At 32.3% G+C, this 26,413-nt stretch carries 25 protein-coding genes and 1 riboswitch; of the genes, 14 read left to right on the top strand and 11 right to left on the bottom strand.

The window, feature by feature from the left end; all coding sequences use genetic code 11:
- Positions 1-121: 121 nt before the first annotated feature.
- The 7 genes from ABGB03_RS00090 to ABGB03_RS00120 all read right to left on the bottom strand — a co-directional run bounded on the left by ABGB03_RS00090 (position 122) and on the right by ABGB03_RS00120 (position 10,152).
- Positions 122-1,816 (bottom strand): M1 family aminopeptidase, encoded by a 1,695-nt coding sequence (locus ABGB03_RS00090; RefSeq protein WP_347923753.1) that lies wholly within the window; start codon positions 1,814-1,816, stop codon positions 122-124.
- A gap of 105 nt (positions 1,817-1,921) precedes the next feature.
- On the bottom strand, positions 1,922-2,665 hold the full coding sequence (locus tag ABGB03_RS00095) for a succinate dehydrogenase/fumarate reductase iron-sulfur subunit (protein WP_347923755.1): 744 nt from the start codon (positions 2,663-2,665) through the stop codon (positions 1,922-1,924).
- Positions 2,666-2,702: 37 nt separating this feature from the next.
- Positions 2,703-3,065: a four helix bundle protein gene (locus ABGB03_RS00100; RefSeq protein WP_347923757.1), complete on the bottom strand. Its 363-nt coding sequence runs from the start codon at positions 3,063-3,065 to the stop codon at positions 2,703-2,705.
- A gap of 26 nt (positions 3,066-3,091) precedes the next feature.
- Positions 3,092-5,107, bottom strand: coding sequence for a fumarate reductase/succinate dehydrogenase flavoprotein subunit (locus ABGB03_RS00105; protein WP_347923759.1), 2,016 nt, complete (start codon positions 5,105-5,107; stop codon positions 3,092-3,094).
- 12 nt (positions 5,108-5,119) lie between these two features.
- Positions 5,120-5,800 carry a succinate dehydrogenase cytochrome b subunit gene (locus ABGB03_RS00110; protein ID WP_347923761.1) on the bottom strand — a complete coding sequence of 227 codons (681 nt, stop codon included), beginning with the start codon at positions 5,798-5,800 and terminating at the stop codon, positions 5,120-5,122.
- A gap of 97 nt (positions 5,801-5,897) precedes the next feature.
- On the bottom strand, positions 5,898-7,145 hold the full coding sequence (locus tag ABGB03_RS00115; protein ID WP_347923763.1) for a hypothetical protein: 1,248 nt from the start codon (positions 7,143-7,145) through the stop codon (positions 5,898-5,900).
- Positions 7,146-7,398: 253 nt separating this feature from the next.
- Positions 7,399-10,152: a glycosyl hydrolase gene (locus tag ABGB03_RS00120; protein ID WP_347923770.1), complete on the bottom strand. Its 2,754-nt coding sequence runs from the start codon at positions 10,150-10,152 to the stop codon at positions 7,399-7,401.
- A 127-nt stretch (positions 10,153-10,279) separates the two neighbouring features.
- Here ABGB03_RS00120 and ABGB03_RS00125 point away from each other — a divergent pair, with 127 nt between their 5' ends.
- Positions 10,280-10,867: a peptidylprolyl isomerase gene (locus tag ABGB03_RS00125; protein ID WP_347923771.1), complete on the top strand. Its 588-nt coding sequence runs from the start codon at positions 10,280-10,282 to the stop codon at positions 10,865-10,867.
- A 10-nt stretch (positions 10,868-10,877) separates the two neighbouring features.
- Here ABGB03_RS00125 and ABGB03_RS00130 read toward each other — a convergent pair whose 3' ends face one another.
- Positions 10,878-12,329, bottom strand: a complete 1,452-nt coding sequence (locus ABGB03_RS00130) for a M20/M25/M40 family metallo-hydrolase (RefSeq protein WP_347923773.1) — start codon at positions 12,327-12,329, stop codon at positions 10,878-10,880.
- 167 nt (positions 12,330-12,496) lie between these two features.
- On the opposite strand from ABGB03_RS00130, the gene ABGB03_RS00135 reads away from it, so the two are divergent.
- Both ABGB03_RS00135 and ABGB03_RS00140 read left to right on the top strand, forming a co-directional pair.
- Entirely contained in the window at positions 12,497-12,778 is a 282-nt protein-coding gene (locus ABGB03_RS00135) for a hypothetical protein (RefSeq protein WP_347923775.1), read from the top strand.
- 84 nt (positions 12,779-12,862) lie between these two features.
- Positions 12,863-14,155 carry an aminopeptidase P family protein gene (locus ABGB03_RS00140; protein ID WP_347926428.1) on the top strand — a complete coding sequence of 431 codons (1,293 nt, stop codon included), beginning with the start codon at positions 12,863-12,865 and terminating at the stop codon, positions 14,153-14,155.
- Between the two features lie 158 nt (positions 14,156-14,313).
- Here the strand turns inward: ABGB03_RS00140 and ABGB03_RS00145 are convergent, their stop codons facing one another.
- The gene (locus tag ABGB03_RS00145; RefSeq protein ID WP_347923777.1) at positions 14,314-14,829 is read right to left on the bottom strand and encodes a heavy metal-associated domain-containing protein; all 516 of its coding nucleotides are present in this window, start codon (positions 14,827-14,829) and stop codon (positions 14,314-14,316) included.
- 89 nt (positions 14,830-14,918) lie between these two features.
- Here ABGB03_RS00145 and ABGB03_RS00150 point away from each other — a divergent pair, with 89 nt between their 5' ends.
- From ABGB03_RS00150 to ABGB03_RS00165, 4 genes are all read left to right on the top strand, one after another.
- Positions 14,919-15,794 carry a DMT family transporter gene (locus ABGB03_RS00150; protein WP_347923779.1) on the top strand — a complete coding sequence of 292 codons (876 nt, stop codon included), beginning with the start codon at positions 14,919-14,921 and terminating at the stop codon, positions 15,792-15,794.
- Between the two features lie 110 nt (positions 15,795-15,904).
- Positions 15,905-16,450: a 50S ribosomal protein L21 gene (gene rplU, locus ABGB03_RS00155; protein WP_347923781.1), complete on the top strand. Its 546-nt coding sequence runs from the start codon at positions 15,905-15,907 to the stop codon at positions 16,448-16,450.
- 26 nt (positions 16,451-16,476) lie between these two features.
- The gene (rpmA, locus tag ABGB03_RS00160) at positions 16,477-16,737 is read left to right on the top strand and encodes a 50S ribosomal protein L27 (protein ID WP_347923783.1); all 261 of its coding nucleotides are present in this window, start codon (positions 16,477-16,479) and stop codon (positions 16,735-16,737) included.
- Between the two features lie 325 nt (positions 16,738-17,062).
- Entirely contained in the window at positions 17,063-17,539 is a 477-nt protein-coding gene (locus tag ABGB03_RS00165) for a hypothetical protein (RefSeq protein WP_347923785.1), read from the top strand.
- A gap of 203 nt (positions 17,540-17,742) precedes the next feature.
- Here ABGB03_RS00165 and ABGB03_RS00170 read toward each other — a convergent pair whose 3' ends face one another.
- Both ABGB03_RS00170 and ahcY read right to left on the bottom strand, forming a co-directional pair.
- Positions 17,743-19,599: a transglutaminase domain-containing protein gene (locus ABGB03_RS00170; protein WP_347923787.1), complete on the bottom strand. Its 1,857-nt coding sequence runs from the start codon at positions 19,597-19,599 to the stop codon at positions 17,743-17,745.
- A 413-nt stretch (positions 19,600-20,012) separates the two neighbouring features.
- Positions 20,013-21,329 (bottom strand): adenosylhomocysteinase, encoded by a 1,317-nt coding sequence (gene ahcY / locus ABGB03_RS00175; protein ID WP_347923788.1) that lies wholly within the window; start codon positions 21,327-21,329, stop codon positions 20,013-20,015.
- 134 nt (positions 21,330-21,463) lie between these two features.
- Between ahcY and ABGB03_RS00180 the strand changes: the two genes are divergently transcribed.
- From ABGB03_RS00180 to arfB, 7 genes are read left to right on the top strand one after another with little or no spacing between them, the layout of a single operon-like run.
- Entirely contained in the window at positions 21,464-22,090 is a 627-nt protein-coding gene (locus tag ABGB03_RS00180) for a 4'-phosphopantetheinyl transferase superfamily protein (RefSeq protein WP_347923790.1), read from the top strand.
- On the top strand, positions 22,091-22,816 hold the full coding sequence (locus ABGB03_RS00185; RefSeq protein WP_347923791.1) for a geranylgeranylglyceryl/heptaprenylglyceryl phosphate synthase: 726 nt from the start codon (positions 22,091-22,093) through the stop codon (positions 22,814-22,816).
- 3 nt (positions 22,817-22,819) lie between these two features.
- Positions 22,820-23,080, top strand: coding sequence for a hypothetical protein (locus ABGB03_RS00190; RefSeq protein ID WP_347923792.1), 261 nt, complete (start codon positions 22,820-22,822; stop codon positions 23,078-23,080).
- The gene (pnuC, locus tag ABGB03_RS00195; protein ID WP_347923794.1) at positions 23,064-23,696 is read left to right on the top strand and encodes a nicotinamide riboside transporter PnuC; all 633 of its coding nucleotides are present in this window, start codon (positions 23,064-23,066) and stop codon (positions 23,694-23,696) included. The genes ABGB03_RS00190 and pnuC overlap by 17 nt, the downstream gene beginning before the upstream one ends.
- Entirely contained in the window at positions 23,657-24,226 is a 570-nt protein-coding gene (locus tag ABGB03_RS00200) for an ATP-binding protein (RefSeq protein ID WP_347923796.1), read from the top strand. The genes pnuC and ABGB03_RS00200 overlap by 40 nt, the downstream gene beginning before the upstream one ends.
- Entirely contained in the window at positions 24,223-25,773 is a 1,551-nt protein-coding gene (locus ABGB03_RS00205) for a DUF4301 family protein (protein ID WP_347923798.1), read from the top strand. The genes ABGB03_RS00200 and ABGB03_RS00205 overlap by 4 nt, the downstream gene beginning before the upstream one ends.
- Before the next feature lies 1 nt (position 25,774).
- On the top strand, positions 25,775-26,179 hold the full coding sequence (gene arfB / locus ABGB03_RS00210) for an alternative ribosome rescue aminoacyl-tRNA hydrolase ArfB (RefSeq protein WP_347923799.1): 405 nt from the start codon (positions 25,775-25,777) through the stop codon (positions 26,177-26,179).
- A gap of 53 nt (positions 26,180-26,232) precedes the next feature.
- A riboswitch (TPP riboswitch) is annotated at positions 26,233-26,325 on the top strand.
- The last annotated feature ends 88 nt before the right edge of the window (positions 26,326-26,413 follow it).

Consider the following 26,413-nt stretch of genomic DNA (forward strand, 5'->3'; position numbering starts at 1 on the left):
TATCATCATCGGAGGATTAAAATTTTATTTATGGATGTTTCATTTTTTGATTTATTAAAAAAATCAAAGCTAACAAAAAAAACCTAAGATTTAACTTTAAAATTATGGTAATATCATTTGGTTAGAAAGTCAATAATTCAATATTATGTTTTGTGTTTTTTAACTGAGGAATATTGGCTTCTCTAACAGGATAGTACTTTACGTCTATTTCTTTTCCATTTCTTACTATTGTAAATTTTGCTTCATGCTCTGTTGATCCAAAGTATATGCTCCTACTTCTTACCATATCACCTTGCCTTAGTCCAGCTTTATAAGCTTTAGACGCTATGCTAACAGATTTAATACTTTTTTTATCTTCAGAAAACTCAAAACCTAAATCAAAAACGCTACAACTTGGGTCATATTCAAATTTAAAATCTGTAAATATAGTTTTAAGATCAAAGAGTTTTCCTTCTTCAATATGCTTATTAAAAAATGGTTTAATGTTATCATTTAAAAAGCCATTTGCCTTATTGACAAAATAATTATGAGTGATTTTTTGATTAGAATACATAGCGTCTTCTTTTATAGCCAACATTAAATTATCAAGTGATTGTTTTCCTTGGGAATCCTTCTTGATTTTATGATCTAAATAGAATGCGAATAAAGCACCTCGTCTGTACGGCAATTTTTCATAATCTCTACTTTGCCAAAAATTGTCATAATTTATATCGCTATTTGGAGACTCTTTTACAGGAGATGTATACAACAACCTTATAATTTCATTTATCTTATTTATATAGTAGCTTTTGTCGAGGTCATAAATTTTAAATTTTGATATGTTTTTACTGGTGTAGTAATCTGTAAATCCTTCGCTAAACCAATATTGCTCTTCTTCATTATCGTTTTTAATTAAGTGTCCTAGCCAATTGTGTAGTAGTTCATGGTTAAACAAATAGACCAATCCTTCCACTTGTAAATGTTCATTATTTGAAGCAGAACAATCAAAGGAATTTGTGAGTCCACTACCTTGAAAACTGCTTCCTTGCTCCTGGATAGTTGGTGTTAAGTTAACCGAAAAATACTGCTGGGAATGGTCATTCCAAAAATCACGTTGTGCAGTAATGGTCTTTTTAAGCATTTGAAGCATTGTAGAATCTTTGAATACTTTCCAACTACCTCGTGTTGAAAAAGCTACAGTATTGTTATTGATGTTTAATTGATATGTTCTATAATCGCCTCCAATAAAAACCGAATTGATAAATTCGCTTTCAGTTATGTTTTTTAAATTTTGAATACGTTCATTAGTTCCGAAACTGTTTTGAAGTTTATAATTTTCAGGAAATTTTTCCCAATTTAATGTAGCGTCAAAAGTTGTTTCCTTATTGTTCGAATATTCTAAGGGAATCATAAAGAGGCTATGGGCAAATACATGAAAATAGGCAGGTTGAATAACTGGTCTGTAAATCATATTAGTTGTTAAATCACCTTCTGTATCTTGCTTAATGATATACTCAAAATTGACCGTCTTAATATTTTTTGGGTGTTTTATAGTAATCCAACCACTATCTTTTACAACTATTACTTCTGAATCTATATTTAATGGTTTTATAGATTGAATGGTATTATGCAAATTTTCCTCTCCCCAAGAATCGTTAAAAAAAAGAAAAGTAGTTTCACCATCAAGTTCTGCATTGCTGGTTACATTTACTTTCAACATTGGTTTCCCTTCAATACTAATGGGTGATATATTATAGTCGATTTTATTATTCAGTTCTTTTTTGCATCCAAATATGAAAAATGCAACTGCTAAAAACAATAGTTTTGGAATTTTCATGTTTTTTTGATTGATTAGTTTTTTAAAGACGGTTTAAAATTGATAATGTTGCAAAAAAAATCCCAAACATTTCTGCTTAGGATTTTCTATTAACTAAAAGTTTAATTATTTCAAACTTGCCTTCATAAGCTCTCTATTCATTCGAGCAATAGTATCCAATGAAATACCTTTAGGACATTCAACTTCACATGCTCCAGTATTGGTACAATTTCCAAAACCTTCAGCATCCATTTGTGCTACCATATTTCTAACACGATCTGCAGCTTCTACTTGTCCTTGTGGTAATAAAGCATATTGACTTACTTTTGCACCTACAAACAACATTGCAGATGAATTTTTGCAAGTAGCTACACAAGCGCCACAACCAATACAAGTTGCAGCGTCCATAGCTTCGTCTGCAGCATGTTTAGAAATAGGAATAGCATTTGCGTCTTGTGTGTTTCCAGAAGTATTTACTGAAATATAACCACCAGCTTGTTGAATACGCTCAAAAGCCATTCTATCTACAACTAAATCTTTTATTACAGGGAAAGCTTTAGCTCTAAACGGTTCAATAGTAATAGTATCACCATCTTTAAACATACGCATATGTAATTGGCAAGTTGTAATACCTCTATCTGGGCCATGTGCTTCACCGTTAATATACATAGAGCACATCCCACAAATACCTTCACGACAATCGTGATCGAAGGCTACAGGTTCATCACCAGAATTAACCAATTGTTCATTTAAAACATCCATCATCTCTAAAAAAGACATGTGCTCTGAAATATCAGTGACTTTATAATCGACCATTTGACCCTTAGAAGAGGCATCTTTTTGTCTCCAAATTTTAAGTGTTAGATTCATTTTTATAGTTTATTAGCCAAAAGACAATAGTCAAAAGTTATTTTTCTATTGATTTTATAAAGGCGTTTAACATTTTACTTTCTTCGGTAATTAAACCTTGAATTTTATTAAAACTTTCTGTTGCAATAAAATTTAACTCTTTTGCAATTATAATTTGAGTTTCTAATTCTAATAGAGAGCCTTTCGAATACTTTAAGAATTGTATATAATTCTTAGTGTAATTTCTTCCCCAACCTTCAGCTATATTAGAAGGGATAGATATTGATGAACGTTTAATTTGACTCTGTAATCCAAATAACTCATCATTTGGAATTTCTTTACATATTAGATAAGTTTCTTTAACAATTTCAATTCCTTTTTGCCAAACAAGTAAATCTTTATATGTTTTAATTTTGTCCATCTATTGGCTATTGCCTAATGACTAAATTACTTATAACTACGTTGTTTTAGTTCAATATCTTTAAACTCTAATTCTTCTTTATGTAAAACTGCATCAGCAGGTTCTCCTTTATACTCCCAAGCAGATACAAACGCAAAATCTTTATCGTTACGTTTCGCTTCACCTTTTTGTTCCCCATCTAATTCAACAGATTCTTCTCTAAAGTGTCCACCACAAGATTCGTTTCTTACTAAAGCATCTTTAGCAAATAACTCACCTAGCTCAAGAAAATCTGCAACACGACCAGCTTTTTCTAATTCTGGATTCATCTCGTTAGCACTTCCAGGAACTTTTACGTCTTTCCAGAATTCTTCTCTAATAGCTTTAATTTCAGCCATAGCCTCTTTTAACCCTTTTTCGTTACGAGCCATCCCAACTTTGTCCCACATTACTTTTCCAAGTCTTTTATGGAAGTGGTCAACAGATTTTGTTCCGTTGTTATTCATAAAGAAGTTAATTCTATCTGTTACTTCTTTTTCAGCATCCACAAATTCTTTTGTTTCTGTAGAAATAGGTCCTGTTCTAATATCATCAGACAAATAATCTCCAATAGTATAAGGTAGTACAAAATAACCATCAGCTAATCCTTGCATTAATGCTGAAGCACCAAGTCTGTTTGCCCCATGATCAGAGAAGTTGGCTTCACCAATACAATACAACCCATCAACAGTGGTCATTAAGTTGTAATCTACCCAAATGCCTCCCATAGTATAATGAGTCGCAGGATAAATCATCATTGGTGTTTTGTATGGATTCTCATCAACAATTTTCTCATACATTTGGAATAAGTTTCCGTATTTAGCTTCAACAATTGCCTGACCTAATTCGTATATTTTAGCATCGGTAGGGTTCTCAATGTGATTAAGTTTAGCTTGTTCTTTCCCATAACGCTCAATAGCTGATGCAAAATCTAAATACACAGCTTCTCCAGTGGCATTTACACCATAACCAGCATCACAACGTTCTTTAGCTGCTCTCGAAGCTACATCGCGTGGTACTAAATTACCGAAAGCTGGATAACGCCGCTCTAAGTAATAATCTCTTTCATCTTCAGACAAATCGGTTGGTTTTTTACGACCTTCTCGAATTGCCATGACATCGTCCATATTTTTTGGGACCCAAATACGTCCATCATTACGCAGTGATTCAGACATCAACGTTAGTTTAGACTGATAATCTCCTGAACGCGGAATACAGGTTGGGTGAATTTGTGTATAACAAGGGTTTGCAAAAAAAGCTCCTTTTTTATGGATTTTCCAAGCAGCTGTGGCATTACTTCCCATGGCATTGGTTGATAAAAAATACACATTTCCATAACCTCCAGATGCAATGACTACTGCATGTGCTGAATGACGTTCTATTTTTCCAGTAATTAAATCGCGTGCAATAATTCCACGAGCTTTTCCATCCACTTTTACAACGTCTAACATTTCGTGACGGTTGTACATTTGAATTTTTCCACGAGCAATTTGTCTATTCATTGCCGAATAAGCCCCAAGCAATAATTGTTGCCCAGTTTGCCCTTTAGCGTAAAATGTTCTAGAAACTAAAACACCACCAAACGAACGGTTATCTAACAATCCACCATAATCACGTGCAAAAGGCACACCTTGCGCAACACATTGGTCAATTATGTTTGCTGATACTTCAGCTAAACGATATACATTGGCTTCACGTGAGCGATAATCGCCACCTTTTACAGTATCATAAAACAATCTATATGTTGAATCACCATCACCTTGATAGTTTTTGGCTGCGTTAATTCCGCCTTGTGCAGCAATAGAGTGCGCACGTCTTGGAGAATCTTGATAGCAAAATGCCTTTACGTTATAGCCTAATTCTGCTAATGTTGCAGCAGCAGAACCTCCAGCTAAACCAGTACCAACAACAATAATGTCTATATGACGCTTGTTAGCAGGATTTACTAAATCTATTTTATCTTTATAAGTTGTCCACTTATCTTTAATTGGACCCTTAGGTACTTTTGAATTTAAAACACTCATAGTTATAAAATGTTACAGGTGATTAAAATGATGCCAAACAGCAATGATTATAAATCCTAGTGGAATTACATACGCATATATTTTCCCAAAGGTTTGTAATGCTTTTTTACGTCCTGCAGTAGAACCCATTGATTGAAATGCCGAGGTGAACCCATGTAATAAGTGTAAAGCTAGAAATATAAAGGCTAACACATAAGCACCAACTCTGGCTGGGCTTAAAAATTTATGCTGTAGCTCATCAAAATATCTAAACTCTTGTGTTACAGCAATCATACCTGTCATGTCTCCTTCAAGATACTTTACTTTCATTTCTGGAAACCAAAAATCTATGAAGTGTAATACTAAAAAAGCCAAAATAACAAGCCCACTGTAAATCATGTTTCTACTAATCCAGGTAGAGTTAGCTGCACCATTATTTTTGGCATACTTTACGCCAATCGCTTTTCTGTTTTTTAGCTCTAAAATAAAGCCCATAACGAAATGAAAAATAACCCCAAAAATTAATACAGGCTGCAATGCCAATTGTATTAGAGGATTGGTTCCCATAAAGTGTGAAAGCTGATTGAAAAGTTCAACACTAAAAAGTGAAGTGATGTTAACAGCTAAATGTATTATTAAGAAAAACATTAAGAAGAAAGCAGACAAAGCCATAGCTACTTTTCTTCCAATCGAAGATTTAAAAAATCCACTCATAATGTATTGTAGTTTATAAGTTGCTACAAAAATACTTCAGGGCAAAGGTTCTAACAAAAACATTCGTCATGTTTTTGTTATTTAGAATGGTTTTAATTTAGAGATTAAATCTTGGGTTGACAATAGAGTTGTAAATCGACCCAAATGAATAATTAAAACCAATGTTAAATGAAAAATTATAACCAGATTCAAGCTGCTGTTGTTGTAATAATAATTCTTCTAATGAGACATCTCCTGCAGGTATGTTAATTTGATTTCTAGTAATACTATAATTGCCTCCAACATTAAAATTAAAACCTTTGAATAGTCTTACATTTGTTCTAAAATTAAAGTTCAAAGCATTTAGAGTTGAATCGTGTAAATATTGATCAAACGATATTCTGCCGTTAAGATCTCCCCATTCTTGTCTTATACTTCCACCAAACATGATAGAATGTTCCCATAAATATTCAGCGTCTTTGGCATACACAGATCGTTCAATATAATCGTTATATCTTACACCATTACTATAATTAAGAATTAATTGTTTTTTTGCTGAATCTTCATATTTGAAAAAGTTATATTCTAATGCTGGTTTTAAATTCCAATATAAATCAAAATTGTTATATGTTGATGTGCCAATTCCACCAAAAGCACCATAAGACCAGTGATCGTTAATGCTTAACACATCATTTATATCTAGTGATTTTCCACTATTTATTGAAACTATATCATTCCCATCATATGTAAATGTTGATTTCCGTTCGTTAAAACCAACACGCATAAAAAATTTGTTTTTTTCAGTTACACGTCTAGCAGATACATTGAAATTTAAGTTGCTTGAATTACTAGTTTCTTGGCCATTAAACCAACCATTTGCACCAACTCTAAAAAACCAATAATTCCAAGGATCTTCTACTACAACTTTATTAAGTTCTCTTTCAATTTCTGGAGTCGGTGCAGATACAGAAATACCATTTAATGTACCTTTTTCTATCCAAAACCGTACTAATCCTAATTTAATATATTCAAGAATGCGTTTTCTAACATCGTCTCCAGTCATATTGGAGTCAGTTGTAAATGATAATTTATAGTTTATAGATTCAAAATTATTTTTTCCAATAAAATCTACATCATAACGTCTACCTCCACTTCCTGTACCCTGTGCAAGGAAAAACAAATGCACATCACCTTGAGCTTGATCGCGAACAAATTGAACATTTCCTAAATTTTGTTTTAGAAAGTTATTATCACAAAACCTACAATCTAAGTATATTTTTAAATCTTCATTTGCTGTTTCTTGTGAATTTGATTGAAAAGAAAAGGTTAAGCACATAGCGATTAGTGCTATTAAGGATTTTGACATTGATTGATGGTTTAAGTTAGCATAGTCAATTTTAGGACACAAATAGTATTCCAAAATAGAAATTTCAAGGTTTAATTATTTAATAGGTAAAACTAACTTGATTTAAATGGAGGAGTGTTAATAAAGTGCAAAAGAAGTGTCAATCATTGTTAAAAAATGATAAAAAAGAAGAAATAATAAGATGTAAAACAAAAAGAGCTAGATTTCAATTTATTATTGCATCTAGCTCTTTGTTGATAATATTAAACAGGAATTATTTAATTTCTAAAGTCGTTTTTTGGCTACCAATTTCTATAGTGTAAGTCCCTTTAGGTAAATAATATTTTCCGTTTTGTGCTTTAGGAATGCTTAGCTTACTGTCTTCTTTCATTAAGTCTTTTCTTCCTCCACTTGTAATAGTTAAATCATAATCGGCATAATTAAAGCCTTTATCTGCATTTACTTTTATGGAGTTTAGCAAGGATCCACCTTTAGATAAAATATTAATGCCTTGAGTGGCTTTTGCTTTAGAATAAAATGATATTGTTGCTGAAGGCTCGAACGATCTTCCTCTAAATCTAGGCATTTGCACAGGAGAGGGTTTAAAAACAGCAATGGCCTTATTGCCAATAGTACTATGTTTTTGCAAGTCTGAAATATCTGCTTTATAAATAGAGCGTCCATGAGTACCAACTACCAAATCATTTGCCTCTGGATGCACCACTAAATCGTGTACTGCAGCTTTGGTTAAGCCATTAGAAAATTCGTGCCAACTATTTCCTCTATCGAAGGATACATATACACCATTATCAGTCCCTAGGTATAGAATATTTTCGTCTTTAGTATCTTCTTTAATAACATTTACAGGAGCATTCGATATTCCATTAGTAATAGATTTCCAAGTTTTCCCCATATCTTCACTTACATAAGCATAGACTTTAAAGTCATCGTTTCTATAACCGTTTAAAGTTGCATACACACGTTCTTGTTTGTGTTGTGAGGCTATCACTCTAGACACCCAAAGACCTTGTGGTAAATTATTAGATATTCTTGTCCATGAATCACCACCATTGGTAGTTAAGTTAATATATCCATCGTCACTTCCAGTGTAAATCATTCCAAATTTAAAAGGGCTTTCAGAAATTGTGGTAAGTGTTCCATAAGGGACATTCCCTTTTTTTCCGCCAGTGGTTAAATCATCTGAAATCACCTCAAATGTTTCGCCTTGATCTAAAGAGCGTAGTAATTTATTTGAGCCCATGTACAAAATATCTTGATTATGAGGAGATAATAAAATAGGTGTTTGCCAATTGTAGCGATATGGGGAATCTCCTAATTCATGTTTAGGGTTAATACTAATACGTTCTCCAGTTTCTAGGTTTTGACGTGAGTAAAATCCAAATTGAGATCCAGAATAAACAATATTATTGTCTCTGCTGTCTATTTGAACTTGCATACCATCGCCACCACCAATGCTTTTATATGGATAGTTTCCATTACCTTCCCAACGTTTTGAAGCTCTATAAGTACTTGACCCAAACCAAACACCGTTATCTTGTAAGCCACCATAAACGTTGTATGGTTTTTGGTTGTCAACATTTATATAATAGAATTGGCCAACAGCTGGCGAGTTGTTTTTTGTCCAGTTTTCACCATCATCATATGTAATATTTACACCTCCATCGTTTCCGTTAATAACATGACCCTCCATTCTAGGATTTACCCAAATAGCTTGATGATCGCTATGCACGTTTTCTTTTCCAATAGAAACGAATGTTTTTCCACCATCATCTGATTTTAATAATGGAACACCTAAAATGTAAATTTTACTTTCGTTTGAAGGGTTTACGGCAATCACACCAAAATAATACCCATACGAGCTATAAAGACCATCTATATACCCATCGTGCGTTTTTTTCCATGTTTTTCCACCATCGGTAGATTTATAGACTTCGGCGCCAATTACTGGAGAATTGAATAACGCTGAATTAGCATTTTCAAGATATAATGCTAAATCACTTGGTTTTACTCTTCCATCTTTTATAGATGATTTGACACTTTCAGCACTATATTTACTTGGGAAACGATTATTGCGTAAATAACTATTTAAACTTTTATCATCCAATTTTAAGAAATCGGCTGTACCCATGATTTTAAAATCGTCTTTTTGTAACCCTTGAGACGTTCTAGGTTCTCCAGATGGACGTCTAAATTGATTATCTAATAACGCATAAATAACATTGTCATTAAATACAGATACTCCAATACGTCCAATGCCAGTTCCAGTTGGGAAACCGCTACCTTCAGGCGTCATATTTGTCCAAGTGTTTCCACCATCGGTACTTTTATAGATGCCTGAATTTTCACCATCACCGTCAAAGTCCCATGCTTTTCTTTCTCGCTCCCACATAGCAGCAAACATGACATTAGGATTTGTTGGAGACAAACTTAAATCAATAGCTCCAGTACCATCGTTTATAAATAATACGTTTTTCCAAGTTTTTCCACCATCAGTAGTTTTGTAAATGCCTCTATCTGAACTTGATGTATATAAATTACCGACTGCAGCTACAGTAACGTCATCAGGATTATTTGGGTTAATCACTATTCTACCAATATGTTGTGAGTTTGGTAAGCCTACATTTGTCCATGTTTTACCTTTATCAGTACTTTTTAAAATACCAATTCCTGAATAGGATGAACGCGAAGAATTACTTTCTCCAGTGCCTATCCAAATAGTACCACTGTTCCAATCTACAGCAATATCTCCCATGTTTTGCGTTGGTGCATTGTCGGCAACAGGAGTAAATGAAGTACCATTATTATTGGTGTACCACAATCCTCCTGATGCATAAGCTGCGTAAAACTCGATGGGATTGTTTGGGTTCACATCAAAGTCAACAATCCGACCACTCATAATTGTTGGTCCAATATTGGTGAAGGGTACGTTTTTCACAATAGATTCTTGCGCATTAATAGAAAGAATGAATGCAAGATTTAGAAGTAGTAATAGTTTGAAATTTTTCATTTTGGTTGGTTGTTTTAAGAAGTGATGAAAATACTTAAAACTTCATAAACGGTCAAATGCTTATTGTGAAAAAAATCTATTTTTAACATTATACTTTATTTAGTATTTTTAACTTAAACTAACCAAGATGAAAAATTTAACGACCCTTTTAATAATCTTTTTCGTTGTTTCGTGTACAACTGAAAAAAAATACGACATAGGTCAAATAAAAACACCCAAAGGTGAGATATTAGTTTGGTTGTATGATGAAACGCCTAACCATAAAGCTAGTTTTATTGAGCTAGCAAACAATGGTTATTGGGACACTTTATCTTTTAATAGAGTGATTCCAAATTTTGTAGCGCAAGGAGGGTGTCCAGATACGCCTGAAGGATTTAATGATCCAGAATATTTGCTAGAACCAGAATTCGTAGATTCATTAACACATACCTATGGAGCTTTTGGTGCTGGACGTGATGGTAATGCTGAAAAACTATCGGCACGTTGCCAGTTTTATATTGTTCATAATAAAGAAGGCTTGCATCGTTTGGATGGAGACTATATGATTTTTGGTAAAGTTATTAAAGGTATGGATGTTGTTGATACTATTGTTAATGTAGAAAGAGACTCGATTAATGAGCCTCTTACTACAATTACTTTAGATGTAAATATGATTTCAATGCCTGAAACTGAACTTAAAACCTTGTATCCTGGATTTCAGAAACAACGAGAATAAAAGAAAAGAGTTATTCTTCCCATTTCCAATCACCACCTATTATTAATTTTTCTTTTAGATTATTTTTAATCATAAACTCTTTAGTGGTTTCGCTGTCCATTTTTGTTGCTGGCAATGTTTCGGCATTAGCAAGCCCATAAAGTATCATCGTTCCAAAACGAGCTGTATTGGTAATATGTTCTTCGTTTACTAAATCAAAATCATCACAATCAGAATGATAACACCCATAAATAGAACGGTCTAAATTACTATGAACCGAAAGAATTGGCACACCTTCCAACATAAATGGCTGGTGGTCGCTATGCAGTCCAGACCTGTTTGAAAATGTATTTTTAAAGATACTGTCTTGTTGCTGTATCGTTGCGCCCAGTTCCGTAAAGAAATTCTCATCGTTTAATTGTCCGCCAGCATTCATCCCAACAGGGTTTCCAGCCATGTCCAAATTCATCATGTATTTAATATTGTCAATACCTCCCTCTTTTACAGCTTCTGCAACCATGTGACGAGAGCCAAATAAGCCTTGTTCTTCACCCATAAACATCACGAATTTTACTGTGCGTTTTGGCTTTAAGTTATTAGCTTGAAATGCGCGAGCAATATCTATGACTGCAAACGAGCCAATACCATTATCTATCGCTCCTGTCGCTAAATCCCAAGAATCTAAATGACCTCCAATAACAATTTCTTCTTCTAGAATCTCACTTCCTTTTAAAGTAGCAACGACATTTCTAGCGTTTATCATACTACTGTTATTAGTCATACTAATGGTTGCGGTTGAAGAAGAGGTTTTTAATTTTTCTTTTAATGCCATACCATCTTCTTTTCCAATGCATACAGCAGGAATTGGCAATAAAGCACCAGTAACAGATGCGGTTCCTGTTAACAATACACCATTATCTACTTGATTAATGATGATGATTCCTATGGCACCATATTTTATGGCGATGGCAGATTTCTCACTTCTGTGAAGATTGGTTAGTCCTTCTCCACTATCAGGAAGAATCCCAATGTACATTAAGGCTATTTTGCCTTTAACAGCGTCAGGATTTGCAGCATAATCGGCTTCAAGTCCATTCCCCATATCGACAATGTTTCCAGTAACTTTAGCTTCAACAGGAGAGTGTCCTAAGGTAACAACCTTGGTGTCGTTTTCATCGATTTGTAATGATACATCACCACGAGACCATGCTTCAACAGCAAAAGGCTGATAGATCACATCATCAAAACCATATTCTTTGAATTTATTGTAAGCAAATGTTTCAGCTTTTGCACCATTTTCCGAACCTGTGAGTCGATGACCGATAGTTTCCGAAGCAACTTTCAAATCTTTATATGCTTGAGAATTTGCTTTAATTTCAGTGTCTATTTTTGCAAATAATTCAGCGTTGCTCAGTGCTTTTTCTTCCTTAGCACAAGAAAAGGTGATGAAAGCAATTATTAAAAGAATTCCTAATTTTTTCATTTCGAATAGTGTTTATTTTTGGTTGGTTAAAAAGAAAGTTGAAATTACTTAAATTGAGACAAATGAACAAGAAATATAAATTTTAAATAGTAATAAAATCACTAAAAAATAGCATGTTAGATTTTTTTATTAAATTGAAACAACATTAACCCATAAATTTTAATAAAATGGAAGATTATTTACCGTTAATTATTCAATTAATAAGTGGAGCAGTAGGTGGAAACTTAGCAGGCTCTTTAATGAAAAATTTCTCACTAGGAACACTTTGGAATTCAGTAGTTGGTATCCTTGGAGGAGGATTAGGAGGTCAAGTTTTAGGAATGTTAGGTATTGGTGATGGAGGAGGAGAAATGGACTTAAGTGGTATATTAGGCAGCATTGGAAGTGGAGGTGTTGGTGGTGGAATTTTATTAGCCATTGTGGGAGTAATAAAAAAAGCAATGAAATAATAGTATTGTAAAGATATAAATATGAAGCATCCTTTTTGGATGCTTTTTTATTTGTTTACATTTGTTTTTTTAATAGATAAACTCATGAAATACCATCCAATATCCAACAAACTTTTTATAAAAAACAGAGCAAAATTTGTAGCTCAAATGAAACCCAAAGCAATTGCTGTGTTTAATTCCAACGATATTTTTACAACAGGAGCAGATAGCACCATGCCTTTTGAGCAACATAGCGATATTTTTTATTTAAGTGGTGTTGACCAAGAAGAAAGTATTTTACTTTTATTTCCAGATGCCATGGACAAGGCACATCGTGAAGTACTTTTTGTAAGAGAAACTAACGACCATATAGCTATTTGGGAAGGTGCAAAACTTACTAAAGAACAGGCAATACAAACTTCTGGAGTAGAAACAGTGTATTGGCTAAGTGATTTTGATAAAGTGTTTTTTGATTTAATGACTGAAGCTGAAACCATTTATTTTAATACAAACGAACATTATCGTCAAGCGGTTGAATTAGAATCACGTGAAGCACGTTTTGTAAAAACAGTCAAAGACAAGTTTCCAGCACATAATTGGGCAAAGAGTTTTCCTATAATGCAGAATATTCGTGGCGTAAAAGAACCTGAAGAAATAGATCTTTTGCAAACGGCTTGCAATATTACCGAAAAGGGATTTAGACGCATACTTAATTTTGTAAAACCTGGCGTAATGGAATACGAAATTGAAGCAGAATTTATGCATGAATTTCTTAGAAATAGATCTAAAGGTTTTGCTTACACACCAATAATTGGTTCTGGATTCAACGCATGTGTGTTGCATTATATTGAAAATAATCAAGCTTGTAAAGATGGCGATATGTTATTGATGGATGTTGGTGCAGAGTATGCTAACTATTCTAGTGATATGACACGAACAATTCCAGTAAATGGGCGATTTACAGATAGACAACTTGCAGTGTACAATGCAGTACATCGTGTAAAAAATGAAGCTACTAAAATGTTGGTCCCTGGAGCAATTTGGGCAGATTACCATATTGAGGTTGGGAAAATAATGACCTCGGAATTGTTAGGTTTGGGATTAATAGATAAAGCCGATGTGCGAAACGAAGATCCTAAATGGCCAGCGTATAAAAAATACTTTATGCATGGGACCTCGCATCACATGGGATTAGATACTCATGATTATGGCGAATTAAAAACACCAATGAAAGCGAATATGGTATTTACTGTGGAACCTGGAATATATATTCAAGAAGAAAGTATGGGAATTAGATTAGAGGATGATGTTGTAATTCAGGAAAAAGGAGAGCCAATTAATCTTATGAAAAACATTCCAATTGATGCCGACGAAATTGAAGATTTAATGAATAAATAGAAATAAAAGAGGTTGTCTTAAAAGTAATTTTTTGTCAACCTGAACTTGTTTCAGGTTCTCATCAAGTTTAATAATCAAAATAATACGATTCTGAAATAAATTCAGAATGACGCTTATTAGTTGTTTTAAGACAGCCTCTTTTATTATAAATTAAAGAACTAAGCTTTCACTTTCTTTTCGGCGCAACATGCTTTTTTGCAATCTTCAGCACAGTCTTTTTTCTCAACTTCAGTTTTATCTTTACAACAAGCCATTGTACAATTCTCGTCACATTCTTTGTTTTTTTTAGCAGAGAACTCCTTTACAGTTTTCATTTCACTTACTTTGTAAATGTCAGCCGATTTTATTACAGTTTCTTCTAACGATGTATGGTTAACCATGGCTTCATCATATTCTACCATAGCTAGTTTATTGTTAAAATCTACTTTAGCAGATTTTACACCATCCATTTTATTGATGTTTTTTTCGATAAGTTTTGCACAACCAATTTCACAAGTCATACCATCAATAGTGAATTCAGTTTTTACAAAATTTGCATCAAGATTTAATACTTTTTCAGTTTTTACAGCTACATCAGTATTTATTATCTTTATTTCCGGGCTTGTTTCATTTTTACAAGAAACTATTAAAGTCATTGCCATAACAACCGCTAAAATATTTTTTAATGTCTTCATAGGTTTTAAATATTAGATTGACTACAAAATTACTAATAATTGCTGTTATTTGCATTTAAATTGATGGTTTTTAGACAATTTATAGATTAATGCATCCAGGAAACAAAAAATGGCTTTATCTTATAATTCTTTCTCTAATTTGGGGAAGTTCCTTTATACTTATTAAAAAAAGTTTAATAGGTCTTACACCTTTACAATTAGGTGCGTTGAGAATCATTTTTTCTGGATTTTTCATTTTCATTTTCGGATTTCACACTATTAAAAACATTACCAAAATTCAATGGAAATGGTTAATTATTTCAGGGCTCCTAGGTACATTTTTTCCTGTGTTTTTGTTTGCTTATGCAGAAACTGAAATTGATAGTGCAGTAGCCTCTATTTTAAACTCCCTAACTCCTTTAAATACTATTTTGCTTGGTTTTGTCATTTTTAAAATAGCTTCATCTAAACGACAAATAATGGGAGTAATTATTGGGTTTGTTGGAACTGCTTTGTTGATTATTAAAGGTGCAGACTTGAACCCAGACCAAAATTATTTATACGCTGGACTTGTGGTAATTTCGTCTGTTATGTACGGTATAAATGTCAATATTATAAAGAAACATTTGCAAGATGTAAAAGCCATTACAATTGCAGTTGGAAATTTTACTGCGATAATAATTCCAGCAATAATAGTATTATTATCAACCGACTTTTTTGAAAAAGCAGATTTTAGTAATGACGATTTTGCTATGTCAATGCTTTATATCGTTATTCTTTCGGCTTTTGGAACTGCTTTAGCCAAAGTGTTGTTCAACAAATTAGTGCAAATGGCAACACCAGTTTTTGCATCTTCAGTTACCTATTCAATGCCTTTAATTGCTTTAATGTGGGGAATTTTAGATGGTGAAAGCTTTAGTGTTTTACAAGGCTTAGCAACCATTTTAATTTTACTAGGTATTTACTTAGCCAATAAACGATATTAGACTTTATATGTTTAGCATATTAAATGTTTTAAAAACGTTTGCAGATTAATTAATTAGCAGTATATTTGCACTCATTTTTGAACAAAATTAATTAATATAAACGTTACGCTATGTACGCAATTGTAGAGATAGCAGGGCAACAATTTAAAGTTGAAAAAGACCAAAAAGTCTTTGTTCATCGTTTACAAACAGAAGAAGGTAAGAAAGTTTCTTTCGACAACGTACTTTTGTTAAGCGATGGTGACAAAGTAACTGTAGGCGCCCCAGCTATAGGCGGAGCACAAGTAAGTGCAAAAGTCTTAAAGCACCTTAAAGGTGATAAAGTAATAGTTTTCAAGAAGAAAAGACGTAAAGGTTACCGTAAGAAAAACGGACACAGACAATCTTTAACTGAAATCTTAATTGAAGGAATTGTTGCTTCAGGAGCAAAACCAGCTAAAGCTGAAAAAGTTGCTCCAGTAAAAAAAGAAGTTAAAAAAGCAGAACCTAAGGCTGCTGCTCCAAAGGCAGAAGCAAAACCAGCTGCTAAAAAAGTAGAAGCTACTCAAGATTTAAGTAATATGACTGTTGCTGAATTAAAAGAGATGGCTAAAGCAAAAGGAGTTACAGGTATTTCTGGAATGAAGAAAGCCGATTTAATTGCTGCTTTAAGTTAATTTTAATAATCTAAAATCGAAATAAAATGGCACATAAAAAAGGAGTCGGAAGTTCGAAGAATGGTAGAGAATCAGAATCGAAACGCTTAGGTGTTAAGATATTTGGTGGCCAAGCTGCAATAGCTGGAAACATTATCATTAGACAAAGAGGAAATACACATCACCCAGGTGAAAATGTATACCAAGGAAAAGATCATACTTTACATGCTAAAGTTGATGGACTTGTAAAATTTACAAAGAAAAAAGACAATAAGTCTTATGTTTCTGTTGAGCCTTTTGAGGCTTAAGACATAAGTTTTCTTTTAAAATATATAAACCCTTTCTGGAAACAGAGAGGGTTTTTTATGTTCCGTCAGTTCGGGTAATGTCCCAAAATAGGATATAGCTTAAAAATAGAAATTAAAACACTGAAAAACGGTAATGTTCCAAATTGGCACCTAAGTCAATTATTAGGTTGTAATTATTGAAAACCAATGGATTAAAAGAAGAATAGGTTTCGTTTTCGAAACCTATTCTTGTTATTTGAAATTATGAACATCTATTATACGTTATAAAATAGGGGATAAAAATCCTATCGTGTTTCAAATTGGAACTTAAGATTATATTTACAAAATGAATTGTAAATATTGCGGGCAGATCAACACGATTAAAAAAGGAAAAAGAAATAATACGCAACGATTTTATTGTAAAGATTGTGAGCGTTATTTTCAAAATGACTATACATATAAAGCTTACGGTAGTAGTATCAATTCGTTGCTAAAACAATTACTTAAAGAAGGTTGTGGTGTTAGAAGTATTTCAAGAATGTTAAGTATTTCTTGTGGAACAGTTTTGTCAAGAATGTTGAAAATTAGTAAACAAATCAAGATTCCATATTTTAATAAACTTGGGTGTAAGTTTGAAGTTAATGAGATGTTTATAAAAATTGCAAATGGCAACTCTCAAAATTGGCTTGCTTATGCTATAGAGAGAAAAACAAAACAAGTTATAGATTTTGTAATTACAACTACGCGTTCAAAAGAACGTATCTATCCAATAATTAATAAGGTATTATTACTGCAACCCAAAGAATTTATACTGATGGATTAAATATTTACCCAAGTATGATCCCAAAGGAAATTCATAAACACGTTCAATATTGTACAAACAAGATTGAACGCATGAATCTAACACTAAGAACACACATCAAAAGGTTAAGTCGAAGAACAATATGTTTTTCTAAAAGCTAAAAATATTTAGAAGCTCATTTATGAGTCTACTTCTGGGGGTGATTAACTATTATATATAACATATTAGTTTACTTTACCTAAAATAACTTTTTCATTTTCTTTATTTATTCTCAGCTTAAAAAACTCCTTGAGCTCTTCATAATACTCAATATGGATAATAGGTTCATTGACTTTAAATTTCACTATCACCTGCAAATTGCCTCCTTGTCTTGAAATACGGTAAAAATAAGTCCCATAGTTATTAGGCATAGCTACTTGAATCGGTTTAGGAATAGATATTGGCTCATAACCTTTGGGGATTTTAATAGTAATATTATATTGACTTGCAAAAGGATATCCAAAATCTATAGGATATTTTCTAGTTGATTTCTTAAAAGGGTTTTCTGAAGTTGAAAGAAAAAATAACGGTGATAAATACAACTGATCTGCAATTTCTTCTATAGCATCTTCAAAATAAAAATCATAGGAAACATCTACATTCTCTGAATTCTCAACTAAACTAAAGTCTATATTTCTAAGCTCTAATCTCGCTTTGTTAATTCCTAAAAGACTGTCTTTTTCAATATTCGTGTCCTTAATTTGGTCCCTTATATCAATACCAAAATACCCTGTTTTACGTTCCTTAATAGTTCCTGATAAAACAAAATCTTCACTTAGTTGAATATTTGCTATTATATTATTTTGAGAAGTTTTAGTAGAACTTAGGTCAATCCATTCAAAATTGTCTTGATCTTTTAAAATCATTCCCCTCCAATTAATCATATAACTAGGAATATAATCAAAAGTGGCTTTAGGGTTAGCAGCATCTAATACATACCATTTATTCGATATTTTTACCCCTGTTAAAGTATAATTAAAAGCTTCTCTACTAGCTGTTAAATGAATACCATTCATTTTACTAGAAGCCAAAATTGGATACGATTCTATATCTATACTTCGTAACATGGAAACAAATAACATGTTTATATCTGAAACATCTCCCTTTTTTTGTTTAAACGTTGATTTTGTTCCATTATCTGGATATATACCAAAATCCCCATTCCATACTATATTATCTTTCAAATAACTATAGATTAACTTAACTCGCTCTAATGGTTCATGAGTATCTTCAATTAATTTAGAAACTTCATCTTTAAAAATTCCTTTAGGTCTAATTTCATATTTAAATTCATCTTCTTTAAACAAAAGTCTTGGAATATCTTTCCACTCATCAAATAAAGCAACATAACCTAATCTTTTCATGAATAATTTTGCTCTATACAATTCGATATCATAAACAAAACTTTCATATTCTAATGGAGGCACATTAACAGAACTAATAAATACTTTTTTCTTTGTTTCCTTTCGGGTTACTTTTAAATATGCTCTTGGGTTTTGAACAAAACGATAGGTCGAACCTGAGGCGTTAAAAATTTCAACATTAATTTTTTTAATTGGTATAGAATACTGCAAATTAATGTCTGCGGTAGAACCTGTTGAGGTTACATAATAAATCTCTATTACGCTCCCTACCCTAACATTAGGAAAAGCTACTTTTTTGTCTGTCAAAACTCTATCACTATTCTTTATTTTATCCGTAAAAATCATTTCTTTAGTTAGTTCATCCTTTTGTATTAATCCTTTTACAAGATTAAATGTATTGCCTTTTATTCCAAAAGCATTATAGTATGGTATATCTATAGTAGCATAGCTTAAACCTTCTTTGGTAAGAATTTTTATTTTCTCGTATACCTCTATTGATTGTCCAACTTTAGCATATACATAACGGTCTAAAACAATGGCGTCAGCTTGTGGAAACAAGGAATCTTCTTCCATTTTTAATTCTGCCATTGATACTTGACCAAACTCAAATGTTTGAGTGATTCCTGTTGTACACAAAAACAAAAAAATAACACTAGTTAAATAAACTTTACATGTCATATAATTAGCCTTTTTATTCACATAATTGAGTAACCAGATAATAATTCTCAATAATTATATTAATTTATAAATTAAAAAACGCACTCCTTTATTTTATATTTAAAGGTAAGATTTTTTAAACAAAAAAAGTCCAACATTTCTGTTGAACTTTTCACTAGCTGCGCGAAGTTTATAACTTCGTGCCATAATTATAAAAAGGAAAGCCACATTATAGGGATATAGTGTGATTTTTAGTTTATAAGGTAGATTGAATTTTTCTTTAGTGATAAAGTAATGGCATCAATAACAGAAAAGAGATGTTCTTATCAGTTTATAATTTCAAGCCATTGTAATAAACAAAAAAAACCTCACATTTCTGCAAGGATTATAATTATAACGAGATGCTGAAACAAGTTCAGCATAACCATAAAGATCTAATATCTATAATGTTCAGGCTTATATGGGCCTTCAACAGTAACACCAATATAGCTTGCTTGTTCTTCGCGAAGTTCTGTAAGCTCTACACCAATTTTTGCCAAATGTAATTTGGCTACTTTTTCATCTAAAGCTTTTGGCAACATGTATACATCATTTCCATAGGCCTCCTTGTTGTTCCACAATTCAATTTGAGCTAAGGTTTGGTTTGTAAATGAATTACTCATTACAAAACTTGGATGACCTGTTGCGCAACCTAAGTTAACTAAACGGCCTTCAGCTAAAATGATAATATCTTTACCATTTACGGTGTATTTGTCTACTTGAGGCTTAATAGTATTTTTTGTATGGCCATAATTTTTATTTAACCAAGCCATATCAATTTCGTTATCAAAGTGACCAATATTACAAACAATCGCTTTGTCTTTTAAGGCTTCAAAGTGTTGGCTTTGTACAATATCTTTATTTCCAGTAGTAGTAATAACAATGTCAGTATTTCCAATAACTGTTTCAAGTTTCTTTACTTCAAAACCATCCATAGCAGCTTGTAAAGCACAAATTGGGTCTATTTCGGTAACAGTTACAATACTTCCTGCACCTTTAAAAGAAGCAGCTGTACCTTTACCAACATCACCATACCCACATACAGTTACTCGTTTTCCAGCAAGCATGATATCGGTTGCACGACGAATAGCATCTACAGCACTTTCTTTACAACCATATTTATTATCGAATTTAGATTTAGTTACCGAATCGTTAACGTTTATTGCTGGCATTGTTAACGTTCCGTTTTTTACACGCTCGTATAACCTGTGAACACCCGTTGTAGTTTCTTCAGATAATCCATTAATTCCAGCAGCTAATTCTGGGTATTTATCCAATACCATATTTGTTAAATCGCCACCATCATCTAAAATCATGTTTAATGGTTTACGGTCTTCACCAAAAAACAAAGTTTGTTCGATACACCAATCAAACTCTTCTTCGGTCATATCTTTCCATGCATATACAGCAGTTCCAGCAGCAGCGATTGCAGCAGCAGCTTGATCTTGAGTTGAAAAAATATTACAAGAACTCCAAGTTACTTCGGCTCCTAATGCTTGTAATGTTTCAATCAACACTGCTGTTTGAATGGTCATGTGTAAACATCCAGCAATACGTGCGCCTTTTAAAGGTTGAGAATTTTTGTATTCTTCACGAAGACTCATTAATCCTGGCATTTCAGCTTCAGCTAATTCAATTTCTTTTCTTCCCCAAGCCGCAAGCGACATATCTTTAACTTTGTTAGCTACGTAAGGAATTGTTTTTGTGCTCATATAAGTATATTTTTCTATTTGTTTTAAAGGCTACAACTTTGGGTTTGGAACTTAAAAATAGTTAAATTCGCTTTGTTAAAATGCCAAATGCGCCTTAGACGCTGCAAAGATAACTATTAACTTTCAGAAAATAAATGCCTCTTTACAAAACCTTTACTCCAAACTCACAAACTACTGTTAAAATCTGGAAGATTACCGAATCGTATGATGAGTTAATAGAGCCATTAGACCTAAAACATAATAGTTTAGAGCGTGTTTTAGGAATGAAAAGTGAATGGCATCAGCGTGGGTTTTTAAGCGTAAGACATATATTAAGAGACTTAGGATACACAGACCAAGATTTATTTTATGACAAAACTGGTAAACCTCATTTAAAAGACGGAAAGTGTATTTCTATTACGCATTCGTTTTTGTACTGTGGGGTAATTATTAGTGATAATGAAGTTGGAATTGATATAGAAATGCAACGAGATAAAATTGCTCGCATTGCACCTAAATTTATTGGTTACGAATTCAATTATTTAAAAAAGGAATCAGACACCTATATAAACGAATTGACCATTATTTGGTGCATAAAAGAATCTCTATACAAATTATTTGCAACGCCTGGAATGGTTTTCAAAGATCATTTTTTAGTAATCCCATTTATGGTTAAAGATGGAAATACTGTTGCTTGGATTGATTTTAATAATAAGAAGTACAGATACGAAACGGATTTTTTAGAATTTGATGGCTTTACTTGTGCTTATGTTATTGCTTAAATGAAGAACATATACCAAGACATACTTGTTTCTATTTCCAAGAAGGAAAAATTATTAGTGGTTTTAATTGATCCTGATAACATAAAGCTTGAAGCCTTACCTAGCTTTATGTTGAAATTAAATGCTTCTATGGCAACACATATTTTTGTTGGAGGGAGTACAGTCGAAGATAGTGTAATTACATCTTTTGTTTCAGAAGTAAAAAAACAGACCAAGTTACCAGTTGTATTGTTTCCAGGAGACATTAATCAAATTACTGAAGCTGCGGATGCTATATTGTTTTTATCGTTAATCTCTGGAAGAAATCCTGAGTATTTAATAGGAAAGCAAGTAGAAGCTGTTTCAAAATTACGTCAAACGAATCTTGAAGTGATTCCAACGGGATATATACTAATTGAAAATGGTAAAGAAACTTCGGTCCAAAAAGTGACTAAAACGATTCCAATGTCAAGAAATAATATTCAAGAGATTGTAGATACTGCGAAAGCTGCAGAGTTACTAGGAATGAAGCTCATATATTTAGAAGCAGGAAGTGGTGCGTTACATCCCATTAATTCAAGTATAATTTCTTCAGTAAAACAAGAGTTGAAAATTCCGCTTATTGTTGGTGGAGGCATTAGGAGTAATGAACAATTAAACAATACGTTTCAAGCTGGAGCAGACATCGTAGTTATTGGAACCGCTTTTGAAGAAGATGAAACGTTTTTTGAAGAATTAAAAAAATAATAAATGGAAATATCAGTAGACCTAACATTATCTCCTTTACAGGACGATTACGAAAAACACGTTATAGATTTTATAAAAGCACTTCGAAATTCAGAATTTAAAGTTTTAGAAAATCCGTTAAGTACACAAATATTTGGGGATTACGATAAGTTAATGCCTTTTTTAAATAGAGAGATTAAGCGTTCGTTAGAAAATGTTGATATTTCAGTTTTAACTATAAAATTGGTAAAAACAAATAGAAGTGATTATGAACCAAATTTTTGATTTTCTTTTTGAGCAATATTCTAAATCAGAAACTATTGATATAGTTTTAGAGATTATAGCTGTGATTTTTGGATTCTTGTCTGTATGGTACTCAAAACAGAATAAAATTTGGGTGTTCCCAACTGGAATGATAAGTACGAGTATTTTTGTGTATTTATTATTGAAATGGGGCTTGTTAGGAGATATGATGATTAATGCATATTACTTCATTATGAGTGTTTATGGATGGTATATATGGACAAGAAAAGTAGATGAATTCCATGTTACTCCAATCTCTAAAACAACTATAAAAGAAAAAAGAATTAGTGGGTTTATTTTTATAGCAACGCTTGTGTTCGTTTATATAGTTTACAAGACTTTTGATAAGTGGACAGATTGGGTTGCTTATGCCGATACAATAACTACTGCTATATTTTTTGTTGGTATGTGGTTGATGGCAAGAAGAAAAATTGAGAATTGGATTTTTTGGATAATTGGAGATATTATATCCGTGCCTTTGTATTTTTATAAAGGATTTACATTTACTAGTTTTCAATATTTAGGATTTACAATTATTGCAATATTTGGATGTTTAGCATGGAAAAAGCACTTAAACAAAAACCAGCAAACTGCATAAAAGTAGTGTTGTTTGGTCCAGAATCTACAGGAAAAACAACTTTGTCCAGGCATTTGGCTAGATATTATAACTCAGTTTGGGTTCCTGAATATGCACGTGAATATTTACAAGATGTTTGGAATAACGAACGACGAACTTGCGAACCTAAAGACTTGGTGCCAATTGCTATTGGACAAATGAAAATGGAGAATGAACTTGCTAAAAAAACAGATTCCGTTTTAATTTGTGATACCGATTTATTAGAAACCAAAGTATATTCTGAAGCTTATTATTCTGGAACGTGTGATCCAATTTTAGATAAATATGCTATTGAAAACACTTACGATTTATACTTTTTAACTTATATTGATGTGCCATGGGAAGCAGACGATTTGCGCGATAAACCAAATGAACGTGAGCGCATGTTTAAAGCCTTTGAAGACGCGTTAAAAAAGCATAATAGACCTTATGTGTTGCTTAAAGGAAATAAAAAAGAACGGCTAGACGAAGCAGTAAAGCATATTAATAAATTAATTGAAGAAAGACATTGAATTTCACTCAAAACGACATAAAGCAAATAGAAGAAAAAGGATTAACGGTAGACAAAGTAATATCACAAATAGCACTTTTTAAAAAAGGAGTACCATTTATTAACCTTCAAAGTGCAGCCACTATTGATAATGGAATACTGTCTTTTAATGAAACAGAAGCAGAAGAATTAATCAACCTATTTGATGCTAGACGAGATTCAATTTCTATTGTGAAATTTGTCCCAGCTTCTGGTGCAGCTACAAGAATGTTTAAAACACTTTTTACTTTTTTAAAAGAATTTAACCCTAAAAAGGAGAGTATTAATTCGTATATAAACAAAAACAAAGTCAAAGAACTATCGGTGTTTTTTGTGGGCTTAGAAAAGCTTCCTTTTTTTGAAGAAGTTGTCACAAGAATTCATAAAACTTATGTAGACTATAACGACCTTTCTTATGACGAACAACGACTATTGTTTGTAAAAACAATGTTAGATGAAAACCAATTAAACTATTCGTTTTTTCCAAAAGGATTACTTCCTTTTCATCGTTATAAAGAGCATTTTTCAACAGCTTTTGAAGAACATTTATTTGAAGCAGCCGAATATGCATCATCTAGCAATGAAGCAAGCTTACATTTTACTATTTCTGAAAAGCATAAACATAAGTTTGACGAAGAGTTTAAATTTATTGAAGAAGATGTTGAGGATAAAACCCAAACGAGATTCAATATTTCGTTCTCGTATCAAAAGCATGCTACCGATACTATTGCAGTAACACCAAAAAATGAGCCATTTAGAGATGATAATGGAGCATTAGTGTTTAGACCTTCTGGTCATGGAGCCTTAATTGAAAACTTGAATGAGATTGATGCAGATATTATTTTTATTAAAAATATTGATAATGTAGTTGTCAATAAATATAGAAGCGAGGTTGCAAAATATAAAAAAATGCTTGCAGGTGTAATTCTAAAAATACAAGAAAAAGCATTTGAATATGAAGAAGCTTTAAATTATGAAGTTTCAAATGAGAAACTTGTTGAAATAGCTAATTTTTTAGCAACAAAAATGAATGTTATATTAGATTCTAGTTTTAATAATCTAAGCTTTCACGAAAAGAAGGTCTATTTAAAAAGTAAATTACATAGACCTATTCGCGTTTGTGGGATGGTAAAAAATGAAGGCGAACCAGGAGGAGGTCCTTTTTGGGTTAAAGATGCTTCTGGAACTATTTCATTACAAATTGTTGAATCTGCTCAAATAGATAAAAACAATCCTAAACAACATGACATTCTTAAAAATGCTACACATTTTAATCCAGTAGATTTAGTGTGTAGTATAAGGAATTACAAAGGAGAAATCTTTGACTTAACAAGATTTATTAACCATAATACTGCTTTTATTACCATGAAAACTAAAACTGGTAAAGATTTAAAAGCGCTGGAATTACCAGGATTATGGAATGGAAGTATGGCGTATTGGAATACCATTTTTGTGGAAGTACCGCTAATAACTTTTAATCCTGTTAAAACGGTTAACGATCTTTTAAAAGCACCGCACCAAATTAAGTAAGTTGGAAAAAGAACAACTCATATCTGAACTTAATTTTAAAGCTGTAAGAAGCTCAGGAAGTGGTGGTCAAAATGTAAATAAGGTAGCTACTAAGGTTGAGTTATACTTTAATTTAGAAGATTCATCTAGCTTAACCGAAGAAGAAAAGGAAAAACTAAAAGAATTTTTAAATAAAAAGTTAAGTAAGGAAGGTGTGTTAATACTCCAATGCTCTGAAACTAGGAGTCAATTTAAAAATAAACAATTAGTAATTACTAAGTTTTTTGAGCTAATAGAAGAAGGACTTAAGAAGCAAAAAAAACGTATTCCAAGCAAAACACCTAAAGCAGTTATAAAAAAACGTTTATTAAACAAAAGTAAACAGTCTGAAAAAAAGGCAAGTAGAAAAAAACCAAATATTGAATAATTTTTTCTAAAAATAGTCATTCATAATTCCCAATTCATAGTTATATTTGCAGCGTTCTCATAAAGGGGTGCCAATAAGTGGCTGAGATCATACCCATTGAACCTAGAACAGGTAATGCTGTTTAGGAAAATAAATTAGAAACGTCATTGCGAAGTATTTTATACTGAAGCAATCTGAAAAAAAAGAAATAGATTACGCTGAGTAAAAATTTCTCGTAATGGCATAAACAAATTT

This window comes from Pontimicrobium sp. SW4 (genome assembly GCF_039954625.1).
In the GTDB taxonomy this organism is placed as follows: Bacteria; Bacteroidota; Bacteroidia; order Flavobacteriales; family Flavobacteriaceae; genus Pontimicrobium.

What these genes read in the sequence shown, in the direction of transcription:
- ABGB03_RS00110 (WP_347923761.1), bottom strand. Translation starts at nt 5,800, where the DNA reads ATGAGTGGATTTTTTAAATCTTCGATTGGAAGAAAAGTAGCTATGGCT.
- ABGB03_RS00095 (WP_347923755.1), bottom strand. Translation starts at nt 2,665, where the DNA reads ATGAATCTAACACTTAAAATTTGGAGACAAAAAGATGCCTCTTCTAAG.
- ABGB03_RS00100 (WP_347923757.1), bottom strand. Translation starts at nt 3,065, where the DNA reads ATGGACAAAATTAAAACATATAAAGATTTACTTGTTTGGCAAAAAGGA.
- ABGB03_RS00105 (WP_347923759.1), bottom strand. Translation starts at nt 5,107, where the DNA reads ATGAGTGTTTTAAATTCAAAAGTACCTAAGGGTCCAATTAAAGATAAG.
- ABGB03_RS00115 (WP_347923763.1), bottom strand. Translation starts at nt 7,145, where the DNA reads ATGTCAAAATCCTTAATAGCACTAATCGCTATGTGCTTAACCTTTTCT.
- ABGB03_RS00140 (WP_347926428.1), top strand. Translation starts at nt 12,863, where the DNA reads ATGAAATACCATCCAATATCCAACAAACTTTTTATAAAAAACAGAGCA.
- rpmA (WP_347923783.1), top strand. Translation starts at nt 16,477, where the DNA reads ATGGCACATAAAAAAGGAGTCGGAAGTTCGAAGAATGGTAGAGAATCA.
- ABGB03_RS00090 (WP_347923753.1), bottom strand. Translation starts at nt 1,816, where the DNA reads ATGAAAATTCCAAAACTATTGTTTTTAGCAGTTGCATTTTTCATATTT.
- ABGB03_RS00125 (WP_347923771.1), top strand. Translation starts at nt 10,280, where the DNA reads ATGAAAAATTTAACGACCCTTTTAATAATCTTTTTCGTTGTTTCGTGT.
- ABGB03_RS00120 (WP_347923770.1), bottom strand. Translation starts at nt 10,152, where the DNA reads ATGAAAAATTTCAAACTATTACTACTTCTAAATCTTGCATTCATTCTT.
- ABGB03_RS00165 (WP_347923785.1), top strand. Translation starts at nt 17,063, where the DNA reads ATGAATTGTAAATATTGCGGGCAGATCAACACGATTAAAAAAGGAAAA.
- ABGB03_RS00130 (WP_347923773.1), bottom strand. Translation starts at nt 12,329, where the DNA reads ATGAAAAAATTAGGAATTCTTTTAATAATTGCTTTCATCACCTTTTCT.
- pnuC (WP_347923794.1), top strand. Translation starts at nt 23,064, where the DNA reads ATGAACCAAATTTTTGATTTTCTTTTTGAGCAATATTCTAAATCAGAA.
- ABGB03_RS00180 (WP_347923790.1), top strand. Translation starts at nt 21,464, where the DNA reads ATGCCTCTTTACAAAACCTTTACTCCAAACTCACAAACTACTGTTAAA.
- ahcY (WP_347923788.1), bottom strand. Translation starts at nt 21,329, where the DNA reads ATGAGCACAAAAACAATTCCTTACGTAGCTAACAAAGTTAAAGATATG.
- ABGB03_RS00135 (WP_347923775.1), top strand. Translation starts at nt 12,497, where the DNA reads ATGGAAGATTATTTACCGTTAATTATTCAATTAATAAGTGGAGCAGTA.
- ABGB03_RS00200 (WP_347923796.1), top strand. Translation starts at nt 23,657, where the DNA reads ATGGAAAAAGCACTTAAACAAAAACCAGCAAACTGCATAAAAGTAGTG.
- rplU (WP_347923781.1), top strand. Translation starts at nt 15,905, where the DNA reads ATGTACGCAATTGTAGAGATAGCAGGGCAACAATTTAAAGTTGAAAAA.
- ABGB03_RS00150 (WP_347923779.1), top strand. Translation starts at nt 14,919, where the DNA reads ATGCATCCAGGAAACAAAAAATGGCTTTATCTTATAATTCTTTCTCTA.
- ABGB03_RS00170 (WP_347923787.1), bottom strand. Translation starts at nt 19,599, where the DNA reads ATGACATGTAAAGTTTATTTAACTAGTGTTATTTTTTTGTTTTTGTGT.
- ABGB03_RS00145 (WP_347923777.1), bottom strand. Translation starts at nt 14,829, where the DNA reads ATGAAGACATTAAAAAATATTTTAGCGGTTGTTATGGCAATGACTTTA.
- ABGB03_RS00190 (WP_347923792.1), top strand. Translation starts at nt 22,820, where the DNA reads ATGGAAATATCAGTAGACCTAACATTATCTCCTTTACAGGACGATTAC.
- ABGB03_RS00185 (WP_347923791.1), top strand. Translation starts at nt 22,091, where the DNA reads ATGAAGAACATATACCAAGACATACTTGTTTCTATTTCCAAGAAGGAA.